This is a genomic window from Labrenzia sp. R5_0, assembly GCF_017743835.1.
Taxonomy (GTDB): domain Bacteria; phylum Pseudomonadota; class Alphaproteobacteria; order Rhizobiales; family Stappiaceae; genus Roseibium; species Roseibium algicola.
Window position 1 is genome coordinate 624,743 of sequence record NZ_JAGHRK010000001.1, and the last position, 13,348, is coordinate 638,090.

13 protein-coding genes are annotated in these 13,348 nt (G+C 59.0%); 8 read left to right on the forward strand and 5 right to left on the reverse strand.

Annotated elements, in window-relative coordinates; all coding sequences use genetic code 11:
- Window positions 1-24 precede the first annotated feature (24 nt).
- The 4 genes from phnC (at window position 25) to J7447_RS02920 (ending at window position 3,618) form a co-directional block, all read left to right on the forward strand.
- Window positions 25-798: a phosphonate ABC transporter ATP-binding protein gene (gene phnC, locus J7447_RS02905; protein ID WP_006939395.1), complete on the forward strand. Its 774-nt coding sequence runs from the start codon at window positions 25-27 to the stop codon at window positions 796-798.
- Window positions 795-1,589: a phosphonate ABC transporter, permease protein PhnE gene (gene phnE, locus J7447_RS02910; RefSeq protein WP_023000018.1), complete on the forward strand. Its 795-nt coding sequence runs from the start codon at window positions 795-797 to the stop codon at window positions 1,587-1,589. The genes phnC and phnE (J7447_RS02910) overlap by 4 nt, the downstream gene beginning before the upstream one ends.
- Window positions 1,589-2,386, forward strand: coding sequence for a phosphonate ABC transporter, permease protein PhnE (gene phnE / locus J7447_RS02915; RefSeq protein ID WP_023000019.1), 798 nt, complete (start codon window positions 1,589-1,591; stop codon window positions 2,384-2,386). The genes phnE (J7447_RS02910) and phnE (J7447_RS02915) overlap by 1 nt, the downstream gene beginning before the upstream one ends.
- A 311-nt stretch (window positions 2,387-2,697) precedes the next feature.
- Window positions 2,698-3,618: a DMT family transporter gene (locus J7447_RS02920; RefSeq protein ID WP_023000020.1), complete on the forward strand. Its 921-nt coding sequence runs from the start codon at window positions 2,698-2,700 to the stop codon at window positions 3,616-3,618.
- Between the two features lie 241 nt (window positions 3,619-3,859).
- Here J7447_RS02920 and J7447_RS02925 read toward each other — a convergent pair whose 3' ends face one another.
- From J7447_RS02925 to J7447_RS02940, 4 genes are all read right to left on the reverse strand, one after another.
- Window positions 3,860-5,008 carry an ABC transporter permease gene (locus tag J7447_RS02925; protein WP_209168693.1) on the reverse strand — a complete coding sequence of 383 codons (1,149 nt, stop codon included), beginning with the start codon at window positions 5,006-5,008 and terminating at the stop codon, window positions 3,860-3,862.
- Window positions 5,005-5,943 (reverse strand): ABC transporter ATP-binding protein, encoded by a 939-nt coding sequence (locus J7447_RS02930; protein ID WP_209168694.1) that lies wholly within the window; start codon window positions 5,941-5,943, stop codon window positions 5,005-5,007. The genes J7447_RS02925 and J7447_RS02930 overlap by 4 nt, the downstream gene beginning before the upstream one ends.
- Window positions 5,940-6,896, reverse strand: coding sequence for an HlyD family efflux transporter periplasmic adaptor subunit (locus J7447_RS02935; protein WP_023000023.1), 957 nt, complete (start codon window positions 6,894-6,896; stop codon window positions 5,940-5,942). The genes J7447_RS02930 and J7447_RS02935 overlap by 4 nt, the downstream gene beginning before the upstream one ends.
- 251 nt (window positions 6,897-7,147) lie before the next feature.
- Window positions 7,148-7,852, reverse strand: coding sequence for a ParA family protein (locus tag J7447_RS02940; protein ID WP_035908315.1), 705 nt, complete (start codon window positions 7,850-7,852; stop codon window positions 7,148-7,150).
- Window positions 7,853-8,439: 587 nt separating this feature from the next.
- On the opposite strand from J7447_RS02940, the gene J7447_RS02945 reads away from it, so the two are divergent.
- Window positions 8,440-9,348, forward strand: a complete 909-nt coding sequence (locus tag J7447_RS02945; protein ID WP_209168695.1) for an alpha/beta hydrolase — start codon at window positions 8,440-8,442, stop codon at window positions 9,346-9,348.
- 225 nt (window positions 9,349-9,573) lie between these two features.
- Window positions 9,574-11,208: a hypothetical protein gene (locus J7447_RS02950; protein ID WP_209168696.1), complete on the forward strand. Its 1,635-nt coding sequence runs from the start codon at window positions 9,574-9,576 to the stop codon at window positions 11,206-11,208.
- Between the two features lie 91 nt (window positions 11,209-11,299).
- Here the strand turns inward: J7447_RS02950 and J7447_RS02955 are convergent, their stop codons facing one another.
- Entirely contained in the window at window positions 11,300-12,205 is a 906-nt protein-coding gene (locus J7447_RS02955; RefSeq protein WP_209168697.1) for a LysR family transcriptional regulator, read from the reverse strand.
- 85 nt (window positions 12,206-12,290) lie between these two features.
- Between J7447_RS02955 and J7447_RS02960 the strand changes: the two genes are divergently transcribed.
- Together J7447_RS02960 and J7447_RS02965 are read left to right on the forward strand one after the other, a co-directional pair.
- Window positions 12,291-12,437: a hypothetical protein gene (locus J7447_RS02960; RefSeq protein WP_023000028.1), complete on the forward strand. Its 147-nt coding sequence runs from the start codon at window positions 12,291-12,293 to the stop codon at window positions 12,435-12,437.
- Window positions 12,438-12,581: 144 nt separating this feature from the next.
- Window positions 12,582-13,247: a class I SAM-dependent methyltransferase gene (locus J7447_RS02965; RefSeq protein ID WP_209168698.1), complete on the forward strand. Its 666-nt coding sequence runs from the start codon at window positions 12,582-12,584 to the stop codon at window positions 13,245-13,247.
- Window positions 13,248-13,348: the final 101 nt, after the last annotated feature.

The following is a 13,348-nucleotide window of genomic DNA, read 5'->3' on the forward strand; positions in this document are numbered from 1 at the left end:
GGGCCGGTTCAATCGAGGTAAAACATGCTAAAGATAACAAGCCTTGTGAAACGTTACGGGGCCGGGGATCCTGTGCTCAAAGACCTGGACCTCGAGGTTCCCGGTGAAGAGGTCGTCTCCGTGATCGGCTCTTCGGGGGCAGGCAAGAGTACTCTGCTTCGCTGCATCAACCGGTTGGTCGAGCCGACCTCCGGCAAGATCTTCCTGAATGGCACCGATTTCACCAGTCTGGGCAAGCGCGAGCTGCGCGTCGGCCGCCGCCGCATCGGCATGGTGTTCCAGAGCTTCAATCTGGTCGACCGCCTGACCGTCATGGAAAATGTCCAGAGCGGGCGCCTCGGTTACATCTCGACCTGGGCAGCGCTTTCGAGGCGTTACCCCAAGGAAGACATCCGCCGGGCCTATGAGCTCATGGAGCGGGTCGGGATCGCCCACTACGCCAACAAGCGCGCGGACGAACTCTCAGGCGGCGAACGCCAGCGTGTCGGCGTTATCCGGGCGCTGATGCAGCAACCGGAAATCCTTCTGGCCGACGAACCGACAGCCTCTCTCGACCCGAAGACCTCGGAACAGATCATGACGCTGCTGCGGGATCTTGCGCGCGAACTGAAGCTTCCGGTGATCATCAACATTCACAACGTCAATGAAGCCAAGGAATTCAGCGACCGTATCGTCGGCATGCGCTATGGGCGGATCATTTTCGACGATCTGCCGGATGCCCTGACGAAGGACGCGATGCACGAAATCTATGCCGGTGTTCCTCACGAAGACCGGCAGATGGAAGGCGCTGCGGCATGAGTACGGCGAGGGATACCTGGCGCAAGCAGCCCTTCATCGCCAACCCGCTATTGCGCTACGGCCTTTATGTCGCAATAGCGGTCTATATCGTGACCACCTTTGCGACGCTGCCGATCGACTGGGACCGCATGATGCAAGGCTTGAGCCGTGCAGGGCGGATCTTCGGCGGGGCCTTCCCGCCCAGCTTCCAGCGCAGCGAGTTGCTCATCGACGGGTTTATGGAAAGCCTGAAGATCGCGATCCTTGCAACTGTCGGCGGCATCTTGCTGTCGATCCCGATCGCCTTCATGGCGGCCAGGAACATCGCACCGCTCCCGATCTATTATTTTGGCCGGGCGGTCATCATCATCGCACGCAGCTTCCATCCGGTAATTGTCGCCATCATCTTCGTGAAAGCGGTCGGTTTTGGTCCCTTCGCCGGTGTTCTGACGCTGATCGTCTACTCCATCGGCTTTGTTGCCAAGCTGCTGGCGGAAAAGATCGAGGAAATCGATCCAGGGCCCGTCGAAGCCATGAAGGCAGCGGGCGCACCGTTCCTGTCGACACTGGTTTACGCGGTGTTCCCGCAGATCATGCAGCGCCAGATCGGACTGGGCATCTATCAGCTCGACAGTAACCTGAGAGCCTCGGCGGTCGTCGGTATCGTTGGCGCAGGTGGCATCGGCGCCACCCTGGCGAATGCCTTCGGGCGCTACGACTACGACTTCGCCCTGGCCATCACCATGGTCATCGTGGGTGCCATCCTGATTTCCGAAGCCGTCAGCGGTGCAATCAGAAAGCGGATCGCATAATGGAACAGGTACAGCTCCAAGACTGGGCGCGTTATACGCCGGCCCAACGGTTTCAGCGCTACGGCTACTTTGCCCTGACCGCACTCGTCGTTGCCTGGGCCCTCGGCAGCGTCAACATCATCTGGGCGTGGGTGTGGGATGCGCCGACCCAGATGGGCGATCTTTTCAGCCGCATGGTGCCTCCAGACCCAACCCACCTCGACCAGATTCTGAGTGCGTTGTGGGAGACGGTAAACCTTGCCACAATCGCCACGGCAATGGCGGTCGTGCTGGCTCTGCCGGTGGCCTATATCGCCGCGCAGAACACCACGCCGAACGCACTGACGCTCTGGCTCGGCCGGTTCATCCTGGTCTCGTCGCGTTCGGTGAACACGATCATCTGGGCCCTCTTGTTCGTGGCAATCTTCGGCCCGGGTGTTGTTGCCGGCATCGTTGCAATCATGTTCCGTTCCATCGGCTTCCTGGGCAAACTGCTGGGCGAAGCCATCGAGGAAATCGATCCGAAACCGGTCGAGGCGCTGAAGGCGTGCGGCGCAAGCCATTTCAAGGTGGTGCTCTATGCCATCGTCCCCCAGGTCATGCCGACCTTCTTTGCGGTGACTATCCTGCGCTGGGACATCAACCTGCGGGAATCCACGGTTCTCGGGCTGGTCGGGGCAGGGGGCATTGGTGTGATCCTGCAAGGGGCCATCGATACCTTCAACTGGCAGGAAGTCTCCATGGTGCTCCTGGCCATCATCGCCCTGGTAGTGGTGGGTGAGGTCGTATCGTCCTACCTGCGGCGCAAGATCCTCTGAAAAGAGCCGGAACCGGTTGCCAGGATTGAAAAGCCGTTCTGGCGAACTGAAAAAGATGGCGCGGCAGCGGGAAACCTCTGCCGCGCCATTTGCTTTGTGGAAACTCTTGGTCATTTGGTCCGAAACCCGTCTGAAACGAAGCGGCCTTTCTTGAACTTTTCTTCGTTTCAGTGATGATCGAAGCAAGACATTGCCACCAACCGCTGATTTGCCATCACCGCTCGGCTGACGAAACAAGACGTCACGTCCGGAACCAGCCCAGCAACCGTCCGGTTTCTGCGGGCGGCCATCACACCATTAAGGCCCGGCCTATGACTGAATCGCTCAAGGGACTTGCCGCCGCGCTTCTCGCATTTGCCCTGTTTTCCACGCATGACGCCATCATCAAGGAACTCGGTGGCAGCTATCCGGTCTTTCAGATCATCTTCTTCACGATGCTTTTTGCCTTCGTGCCGATGTCGATGATGATGCTGGCGGACAAGGCAGTCGACAATTTCCGTCCAAGACACCCCTGGCTGGTGCTGTCGCGGGCAGGCCTGGCCATTATCGCCATGTCCTGCGGGTTCTACGCCTTTACGGCGCTGCCACTGGCCGAGGTCTATGCATTGCTGTTTGCCATGCCGCTTCTGATCACCGCCTTGTCCGTACCGCTGCTTGGTGAAACCGTGCGGGCGCAGCGCTGGGCTGCCGTGATCGTCGGTTTGATCGGCGTTCTAATCGTTTTACGTCCCGGCGTGACGGAGCTGACCCTCGGCCATGCAGCCGCCCTGACAGCGGCCTTCGCCAATTCGCTTTCCACCATTCTGGTGCGTAAACTCGGCGGCAAGGAACGTCCGGCCGTCCTGATCCTCTACCCGATGATCCTGTCCATGATGGCCATGTCGATGACGCTGCCTGTCTTCTATGTGCCGGTGGAGCTTCTCGACCTCGGACTTATGGCGGCGATCGGCTTTCTCTCGGTCATTGCCCAGTTCCTGACGATCTCCGCCTACAAGGCCGCGCCGGCCGCGGTCGTGGCACCGCTGCAATACAGCCAGATCCTCTGGGCAAGCCTGTTCGGCATGCTGTTCTTTTCCGAAACACCGGATTTCTACGTCGGCCTCGGCTCAGCAGTCATCATTGCCTCGGGTATCTTCGTCGTGTGGCGTGAGAGCCGGGAGAATGTCTCTGTACAGACCCCGGTCCTGAAAACCGCCAACCCGCGTTTCGATACGGGCCCGCAGCCGAAGTAGGGGGCGAGGGAGACTGGCTCCCAACTGGCGGCTATCCGGACTTCCCACAATACGCCAGCCTCATCCTGAGGAGCGCGTGAGCGCTGTCTCGAAGGATGGGCCACTTGCTCCTGAGTATGGCGCCCATCCTTCGAGACGCGCAGAAATGCGCTCCTCAGGATGAGGTCGCGAGGGAGGCGGGGGAAGGAAAACGGGTCACCACAGCAGTTGGCTAAGCAACCGGCCTCAGGCCAAACATTCCTCAGTCCAGCCGTTTCTTGAAGCGGAAAGCGGCGACGATCATGCCCAGAATGAAGAACCCGCACATCCAGAGCACGTCGCGGTGTAGCTCCAGCAGCCCGGCGTCCCGCAGGACGAACCCTCTGATCATGCGCATGAAATGGGTCGCCGGAAACGCCTCGGCAATATACTGCGCGATCACCGGCATGCCTTCGTAGGGAAACATGAAGCCGGACAGCAGGATGGACGGCAGCAGTACGAACACCGTCATCTGGGTTGCCTGCAGCTGGCTCTGGGCGATGGTCGACAGTACCAGGCCCAGTGACAGACTGGCTCCGATGAAGAGCAATGTGCCGACAAAGAGATCGAATATCTTGTCGCCGAAAGGCACGTTGAACAGCAGGTGTCCGAGCCCGAGGATGATCACCGTCTGCAATAGGCCGATGAAGATGTAGGGGATGATCTTGCCGATCATCAGCTCGATCGGCCGCACCGGCGTGTTGATCAGCATTTCCATGTTGCCGCGCTCGCGTTCGCGCACGATTGCCGCAGAGGTGAACATGATCATGGTCATGGTCAGGATGATGCCGACCAGGCCGGGCACGATGTTGATGGCGGTACGCTGTTCCGGGTTGAAGAACAGGGCCACCTCGAAGGTCGGCGTCGACCGGTTCGGGGCCTGACGGTTCAATTCGGCCAGCGGCATGTTGCGCAGCGACTTGATGGCACCTGCGATCATGGTGTCGGAGCCGTCGACGATCCACTGGGCAACAGGGCGGCTGGTTTCCTCGTCGGTGGAAGGTGGCGTGCCCAGGTTGGCGGCGGGCGAGCGGGCGACCCTCTGGGAGAGGTCGTCCGGCAGAATGAAGGCGGCGCGCACGCGCGCGGCCTTGATCGCGGTTTCCGCTTCCTCGATGCTGGTCAGGCGTTCGGTCACCTTTACGACACGTGTCGCTTCCACCATCTGGATCAGGATCCGGCTCAGCCCGGTCTGGCTGTGATCGACGACAGCTACGGGAATATCGCGAATGTTGGTGTTGATGGCGTAGCCGAACAGGATCAGCTGGATCAACGGGATCATGATGACCATGCCGAAGGTCATCCGATCCCGGCGCAGCTGGCTGAGCTCCTTGAAGAAGATGGCCGATATCCGTGAAAGGGGTCTGATCATTGTCGGCCTTCTCCCGTTGCCGTCACGAAGACATCTTCCAGGTTCGGGCGCACCTTTTCGATCAACGTGGCACCGTTGGTCTCGTCCTTGTTTTTCAGGAACGCTTCGGGATCGGCAATGTCGTCCCGCACCAGAACGCGCAGGCGTGCCCCCAGCTGTGCCGCGGTGATGATGCCTTCCGTTCCCAGCAGCCGGCGGCGGATTTCGCGCAGGTTGGGGCCTTCGATTTCCACGACATTGGCACCCATTGCCGCCATCAGGTCCTTCGGTGCCCCGTCAGCACGTTTCTGGCCTGCTTCCATGATTGCAATCTTGTGGCAGCGTTCCGCCTCGTCCATGAAATGCGTGGTTACGACAATGGATGTTCCGCCATCGACCAGGTCGAACAGCTGTTCCCAGAAATGGCGACGCGACTCCGGATCCACGGCCGAGGTCGGTTCGTCCAGAAACAGAAGCTGCGGTTCGTGCAGAACGGCGGTAGCCAGCGCCAGGCGCTGGCGTTGCCCGCCGGACATCTTGCCTGCGAACCGGTCATCCAGCTCGCTCAATTCATATCGCTCCATGACCTCGGCAATGCGCTGCTTCTTCCGCTTCGATGGCAGGCCGTAGATCGTTGCCATGAAGTTGAGGTTCTCCAGAACCGTCAGATCGCCGTAAAGCGAAAAGGCCTGGGTCATGTAGCCGATCTTGTATTTCAGGGTCTCGGCATCCTTGGGGACGGAAAGCCCCAGCACTTCGACGGTGCCTTCGGTCGGCGTGAGAAGGCCCGTCAGCATGCGCATGGCCGTGGTCTTGCCGCAGCCGTTGGGGCCAAGAAAGCCATAGATCATGCCACGCTCGATGGTCAGATCCAGCCCGTCGACCGCCCGGAACCCCTTGAAGCTTTTCACCAGGCCCTCGGCCCGGATCACGATGTCGCCGTCGTTTGAACTCACGGCAGAACAACCTGGGCCGGAACGCCGTTTGGCAGGTCGTTGGCGCTGTCGGGCAACTGCACTTCGGCGACATACATCAATCGGGCGCGCTCGGATTGATTGAGCGCGTAATAGGGCGTGAAGGAAGCTTCGGAGCTGATCCAGCGCACAGTGCCTTCGATCGGCTTGTCGAGGCCGTCAATTCGCACCTCCAGCTTGTCGCCCTGCTTGACCTTCACCCGGTGCGGTTCGGGAACATAGACGCGGGCATAGGGTGCATCGCCGGCCAGCATCACAACGACCGGACTGCCGACCGTCACCCGTTCTCCAAGGTTCCAGGGAAGGTTGTCGAGCGTGCCATCACGCGAGGCGGTGATGGTCAGATCGGACAGGATCTTTTCCTGGGTGGCGAGGCTTGCCTGGGCGGCCTCCAGTTCGGCCTTGGCTATGTCGAGGTCTTCCGGTCTAGTGCCGGCGACAAGCTCCTTCAGTTGTTCCTGCGCACTTTTCAGGGTCGCGTCGGCTGCATCGCGCGCAGCCTTGGCACTGTCGAGCTGTGCCTGGCTTGTGGTGCCGCGTCCGGTCAGGTCGTCGTAGCGCCCGAACGAAGCCTGTGCATCTTCCAGCTCCGCTTTCGCACCCGCTACGGCCGCGCGAGCCTTGGCAATCTCCTCGTCGCGGGCGCCGTTTTCAAGCTTCACGAGATTGGCCTTGGCCTTCTGCACCTCTGCCTTCGCCTGGGCGACGATGGCCTGCTGTTCGGCCGGGTCCAGCTGAGCCAGAACGGTGCCCTTCTTGACGAAGGTCCCTTGTGGCACAGGCAGCTCGACCAGAACCTCGTTGGCTGTGGCGGTCAGTGCGACCCTGTCTCGCTCGAGGTTTCCAAGGGCAACATTCCCGTCTTCACCGTAACAACCGGCAGCAAACAGGCACACGGTGGCTGCGAGGACACTGCGCAGACGGGGTGTAGACATGAATTCCTCCCTATGGATCAAGGGTATGCGGCAAGACGGGTATCGCCTTGCCGCCACCATAGCCTGCTTCGCGGGCCTGTGCCATGGCTGGTTGAGGCCGGTTCGGATCTGCCGTCTTCGGGGCAACACCGGGCGTCAACACCGGGCATGCCGAGCAGGAGGGCGCAGGTCCGGTCTTCTGCAAACGATACGAAAAAAGGCCGCGGTTTGAGCCGCAGCCTTTCTTGCAAAAACGACAGGAACGAACGCCGTCAACTCGCCCGCTTGAACACGTTGTACCAGCGCTTCCTGGGAACGGTGATAGCCCGTTCGAGGATTTCCGCAGCATAAAGCGAAGCGTTTTCCCGGGCCTTGCCGACACCGGAGACCAACGACGTGTCGAGGCCGGAGAGGCCGCCGCCGAATTCGAAGAGATCGCGGAACGCGGCGCGTTCCACAATCGGGGTCATAAGAACGTCGATATTCTGGGCGGAAAGGAAGTCCTGGACCGCCTTCATGGCACGCGTTGTCACCGCGGCATTGGTACGGGTCAGAACCACGCAATGCTTGATGTCGTGGCGGACGATCTTTTCCAGCTTCTTGATCAGGGTCAGGATCTTGGCGCCACCGCGCGCATCCATCGATGACCCCTGGATCGGCACGACCACAAGGTCGGACACTGAAAGTGCGTTGGCGACGATGAGGTTTTCGGTTCCTTCAAGATCGACAATCACATAGTCGGACGTTTCGGCGGCAAGTGTGATCTGCTCTGTAATGGAGGCCGGCGAAATTTCGCTGACGACGTTGATGCCCGGGCTCTTGCGTGGCAGCTCGTACCACTTCGAGATCCATTTCTGCGGGTCCGCATCAAAGATGGTGACACGCTTTCCCCGTGCTGCGACTTCTGTCGCCAGCAGCAGAGCCGCCGTGGTTTTTCCGGCGCCGCCCTTTGCGTTTGCGAAGGAAATGACTGGCATCTGGCTTCTCCTGACCTTGCCGAGCATTGTCTGGAGCAACTTGCGTCTGCGAGCGCATGCCGAAAGCTGCCCCAACACCTTGAAGGCGATCTGTCAGCGGGTTCCCGAGTGTTCCGTTGCAAATCCGCTTGTGTCGCCGATGACCCATTGCAGGCCTATCTGTCTGGCAGTCTTGGATTTTTATGGTTACCAAATCCTTAAATTCGCAATTTGCAGCAGACTTATTCAACAAACGTTAGGATTTGTGGATAAAGACCAGCAAAACGCCTTGGCACTATTTGCAAGGGTCTGGCGAAAAGCTGCGTTCAGCCGCAATGGGCAGCCTCGATGACGCGAATTCGGCAACAGCAACACCTCGTGCGTCTTCTGTCCGGGGTGGAGAGAAATCCTGCCGGATTTTGGATCGCCACCGATTGCATGCGCCTTGGGTGCCGCGTAGGTTGTCGGTGCGGAAGGGGTGCCTGAATCGGTGGTCTGCCGCTGTTGATCGGTCTCATGGTATTCGGGGCACTTGTCCGCGTTGATTTGAACGCCAGATGCTTTGGGGTCAGAATTATGTCTTTGATCCGCGCCTTGAAGGACGCCACATGCTGCACCGATTTCTCAACTCCCGCCCGGCCTGCTTGATCCGGAACCTTCTGCTTTGCGGGGTGTTGGCATTTGCGGGCATGGCAGGGTCAGCGTGGGCTGAGGCCCTGAAGCCTTACAAGGATGGGCTGTTCAGATACAAGAAGGTGTCCGAAACGCTCTATGATGGCGATTTTATCGTCGTTGAATATTCCAAACAGCGAGACCTGCGCGATCGCGACGAAGTCGACGAACGCAGGGTCTATGGAAACTATGTCTCCTACAAACCAAAACGAGGCCGTGGCAGCGGTGAACTGAAAGCCAACGGCCGGGTTGTCGAATTCATGGGCACCGGCAACTGGAAGGGCGGTGCCAATGCCATCGTGATCTACATTCACGGGCAGGGCGGCAACCGCTTTCAGGGCATGAACGACGTTTCGTTCGGTGGCAACTTCAACCGCGTTCAGAACCTGATGGTCAGGAACGGCGGCGCCTACCTGACCGTCGACATAAAGAACTTCGACAATCGCGGCACGGCGGATGTGGCAGCCCTGATCCAGTATCAGAAGCAGCTGTCGCCGCGTGCCAAGGTCGTGGTTGCCTGCGGTTCCATGGGCGGCATCATCTGCTGGAACCTGGTAAAGAACGCCAATTATGCCAGCATGCTTTCCGGTATCCTGCTGCTTGGCTCACCGAAGGATCCCAACTTCCTGTCTTCAGGTGCACTCGGGCGCAACGTGCCGATTTATATGGGGCAGGGGACGCTCGACCAGGTCTACAATTGGGAAGATCAGGCGAACTTCTTCAAACAGATCAAGACCAGGGCTCCGAACTATCCGATCAAGTTCACGCTGTTCGATACAGGCACCCACGGCACCCCCATCCGCATGACCGACTGGCGCCTGATACTCAACTGGATGCTGGGTTAGGCGAAGGTTCGGCACTGCTCAGGATCAAAACTGGCTCGTGTTAATTGGTCTGCACGGCGCCTGAGCAAACTTGAAGCGCTTTTGCGGTTGCCCTTACGTCACTTTTAATTTCAAATTACCCTCTGGGCACCAATGCCTGTCATCTGGAAGACGGCTCGAAACCGCCGTTTTCGGCGTGCCAGCCTCGATCCTCAGGTTGGTGTCGCGTATCAGGGGGGATGTATCATGTCAGAGTATTTTGATCTCGGCCGCTATACGCGTGTCGTGACGTCAATACCGGAAGCGCAAGTCTGGTTTGACCGCGGTCTGGTCTGGCTATTTGCCTATAATCACGAAGAGGCGATTGTCTGTTTCGAAAAGGCGGTGGCGGCCGACCCGGCCTGTGCGTTGGCTCACTGGGGCATCGCTTACGGTATCGGTCCGAATTACAACAAGGCCTGGGAAATCTTCACGCCTGAGGAAAAGGGGCCTGCGCTGGCACGAGCACATGCAGCGCTGGCCACCGCAAAGGCGCTGAAGGAGGCCAGGCCGGTGGAGCGTGCGCTGATCGAGGCCCTGGCGTCGCGTTATCCCACAGATCCGGAAATCGAAGACTATCAGCCCTTCAACGATGGCTTCGCGGAAGCGATGAAACCCGTTTACGAAGCCAACAGGGAAGATCTGGATGTCGCGTGCATCTATGCAGAGGCCTTGATGAACCGCACGCCCTGGCAATTGTGGGATTTCCACACGGGCGTGCCGAACCCTGAAGGTTCCACCACCGAGGCCGTGGCTGTTCTGGAACATGCTTTTGAGAGGTTGCCAGGCGCCTGGGATCATCCTGGGCTCTTGCACATGTACATTCACCTGATGGAAATGTCGCCGCACCCCGAAAGGGCTTTGCGTCATGGCGACGGGCTGAAGGATCTGGTTCCGGATGCCGGGCATCTTGTGCACATGGGAACGCATATCGATGTCTTGTGCGGCGACTATCAGAATGTGCTCTACCGAAATCTTGCGGCAGCCAAGGTCGACGACAAGTTCAAGGCTTACGCTGGCCCGGCGAATTTCTATGCGTTGTACCGGATCCACAATCTGCATTTCGCCTTCTACGGCGCCATGTTTCTTGGCAGAAAAGCCGCCGCGGTGGAGGCTGTCGAGCGATTGCGCGACGAGGTGCCCGACGAAGTTGTTCGATCGTATCCGGACGTTTTCGAAACCTTCGTGGCCGCCGCACCGCATGTCTACATCCGGTTCGGAATGTGGCCTGAAATCCTTGAGCTCGATCAGCCGGCGGACAAGGAGCTCTATGTCACCACCAACGCGTTGATCTACTACGCGAAGGCCATCGCCTTGGCCAACCTCGGCCGTCATGACGAAGCGCTGTCCTCCATGGCGGATTTCACCGCGGCTTATGCGCAGGTGCCCGATAGCCGGATGCTCTTCAACAACACCGCAAGGGATGTCCTCGCCGTTGCAGAGGAAATGATGAAGGGGGAGGTGGCTTTCAAGGCTGGACGGAAGGAAGAAGGGCTTGCCCATCTTCGCACTGCCGTCGACCTGGACGACGGGCTTCAATACGAAGAGCCGTGGTCCTGGCCACAGCCAACGCGCCATGCCTTGGGCGCGCTCCTGATGGAAGCCGGCAAATATGAGGAAGCCGAGGCGGTCTACCGCGCGGATCTCGGATTGGACGGCAAGCTGCCGCGCCCGAGTCAGCATCCACGCAATGTCTGGGCATTGCACGGATTGCATGAATGTCTGGTAAGGCGTTCGGAGAAGGTGGAGCTGCCGCACGTCAAGCTTCTGCTCGACCAGGCAATCGCGCGTGCGGACATTCCGATCCGGGCAAGCTGCCTCTGCCGGGCGAAGGCCGCGTAAAGAAGAGTTCAGGCAGATCAACGCCTGGTTTTGGATGTCGCTAAAAAATGACCGGATACCTGCGCCACATGGCTGGGACCGGAGCGGGCGTCTATAAGTTGGTGAGCTTGGCCTTCAGCAAACCTTCCGCCAGATGATCGAACACTACGCGGATCCTCTGGCTGGTGTGAAGTTCGCGGTGGGTGACCAGCCAGATTGGAAACGAAACCGGGTCGATATCGGAAAAGGCGGGAACGATCTCGGGGAACCGGGCAGCGATTTCATCCGCCATGATGGCCAGACCGAGGCCCTGGCGGACGAATTCCCAGGCGACCACACCGCTGGGGGAGCCAAGGCGAATATTGGCCTCGGTCACCTTCAGACCGAAGGCGCGCAAGTAGCCGACCAGCTCTTCGTTGTTGTCGAAGCCGATAAAATCGAGATCTGGCGCATCGTCCCTCGTCAGGGGGCGGCCGAATTGTTCAACCAGTGATCTGGCGCCGAAGATGCGGGCCGGGGCCGCGCGCAGCTTGCGGGCATAAAGGTCTGGATGGTCCGGTTCGACATGTCGAATGGCAATATCGGCTTCGCGTCGGCGCAAGTCGCTCAGGCTGTTGGTACAAAGCACTTTCACTTCCACGCCCGGTGCCTTTTTGCGCAGCTCACGCAAAATATCGGGCAAGAGATGCGCTGCCATCAGATCCGTCGTGGAAACGGTGACCAGTCCTTCGACTTGCTGTGATTTGCCGGATGCCGCAAGGGATATCCGGCTGGCCGCGTCGCCCATGGCGCGCACATGATCAGCCAGTTCGATCCCGGCTTCCGTGAGGATCAGGCTCTTCGACACACGCTCGAACAGGGTCACGCCAAGTGTCTGCTCAAGCGCTGCCACCTGCCGGCTGAGCGTGGGTTGGGTCAGTCCGAGTGCTCGGGCAGCTGCGGAGAGAGACCCTTCCTCTGCCGTTACCAGGAACGCACGGGCCTGGTTCCAGTCGAATGTGATGGTCTGCCAGTTCATGCAAATATGTATATCAACTAGCCAGAATTCGGCAATTCTCATTCATTTCTGAAGCAAGTAGATTTCTTGTCGAAAGGAGACGCCAATGAGCCCGTCATCTTTGATGATCCAATTGGCAAACATCGTTCTTTCGGTTCTGGAGTTCCTGGCTTCACCCACTGGCGGCCGCGATATCGGCCGCGACATTCTTCATCAGATCGGTCTGCGCGGCGGCCGCAAGAAGAAGAAATAGCGGGTACGGGAATTTCAAGCAGCCTGTGCTTCGAAGCTGTTTCGAAGCACGGATAACTGTGTGCCGGCTGTCATATTTGCAGTCGGACCAGGTTCGACCGGTTACTGCCGTTCCCGTTTATTTGTTAGAAATGGACTATTCGCCATGGCGACAACATGGACCAATGAAATGCCGTCATCTGCCGGTTTCTGGAGCAAGGCTGCGCGCAAATATGCTGCGTCTCCAATCCGCAACCAGGAAGCTTACGAAAAGACGCTGGAGCGTACGACGGAACATCTGGGGCCGCAGGACAGTGTTCTGGAACTGGGCTGCGGCACAGGGTCGACGGCGCTTTTGTTGGCCGGCAATGTCAGGTCATATCTTGCGACCGATTTCGCCAGCGGCATGATCGAGATTGCACAGGCGAAATTGAAGGGTGGGCCGGACACCGAAAATCATCCGCAGGGTTTGAGGTTTGCCGTTGCCGATGTGTTCAGCGACAAGGTCGAGCCGGGGGAAACCGGGTACGATGCCATCCTTGCCTACAACTTCCTGCATCTGGTGGAAAACGCCGAGGATACCCTGTCCCGTATTCATCATCTCCTGAAACCGGGTGGGCTGTACATTTCCAAGACCGTTTGCCTGAAAAGGCGCGCATGGCTGTTTGCTCCCCTCGTCAAGGTGATGCAACTGGTTGGCAAGGCGCCTTTTGTTCGTTTCTTTTCCTTCGACACACTGGAAGACAGCATCCGGTCGGCAGGGTTCGAAATCATCGAGACAGGAACCTATCCTGCACCCTACAGCCGCTTTGTCGTGGCAAGGAAGCTCTGACAGGGGGCGCAGAAAAAGCAGCGTCCCGGATATTTCTTAAATCGATTGAATTGGCCGGTTGCGGCGACTTGCAGATAAGGGGTGTTGAGTGCTAGGTGTGA

Excerpts from the sequence above, each read along its gene's own strand:
- phnC (WP_006939395.1), top strand. The coding sequence starts at position 25 with ATGCTAAAGATAACAAGCCTTGTGAAACGTTACGGGGCCGGGGATCCT.
- phnE (WP_023000018.1), top strand. The coding sequence starts at position 795 with ATGAGTACGGCGAGGGATACCTGGCGCAAGCAGCCCTTCATCGCCAAC.
- phnE (WP_023000019.1), top strand. The coding sequence starts at position 1,589 with ATGGAACAGGTACAGCTCCAAGACTGGGCGCGTTATACGCCGGCCCAA.
- J7447_RS02920 (WP_023000020.1), top strand. The coding sequence starts at position 2,698 with ATGACTGAATCGCTCAAGGGACTTGCCGCCGCGCTTCTCGCATTTGCC.
- J7447_RS02925 (WP_209168693.1), bottom strand. The coding sequence starts at position 5,008 with ATGATCAGACCCCTTTCACGGATATCGGCCATCTTCTTCAAGGAGCTC.
- J7447_RS02935 (WP_023000023.1), bottom strand. The coding sequence starts at position 6,896 with ATGTCTACACCCCGTCTGCGCAGTGTCCTCGCAGCCACCGTGTGCCTG.
- J7447_RS02940 (WP_035908315.1), bottom strand. The coding sequence starts at position 7,852 with ATGCCAGTCATTTCCTTCGCAAACGCAAAGGGCGGCGCCGGAAAAACC.
- J7447_RS02945 (WP_209168695.1), top strand. The coding sequence starts at position 8,440 with ATGCTGCACCGATTTCTCAACTCCCGCCCGGCCTGCTTGATCCGGAAC.
- J7447_RS02950 (WP_209168696.1), top strand. The coding sequence starts at position 9,574 with ATGTCAGAGTATTTTGATCTCGGCCGCTATACGCGTGTCGTGACGTCA.
- J7447_RS02955 (WP_209168697.1), bottom strand. The coding sequence starts at position 12,205 with ATGAACTGGCAGACCATCACATTCGACTGGAACCAGGCCCGTGCGTTC.
- J7447_RS02960 (WP_023000028.1), top strand. The coding sequence starts at position 12,291 with ATGAGCCCGTCATCTTTGATGATCCAATTGGCAAACATCGTTCTTTCG.
- J7447_RS02965 (WP_209168698.1), top strand. The coding sequence starts at position 12,582 with ATGGCGACAACATGGACCAATGAAATGCCGTCATCTGCCGGTTTCTGG.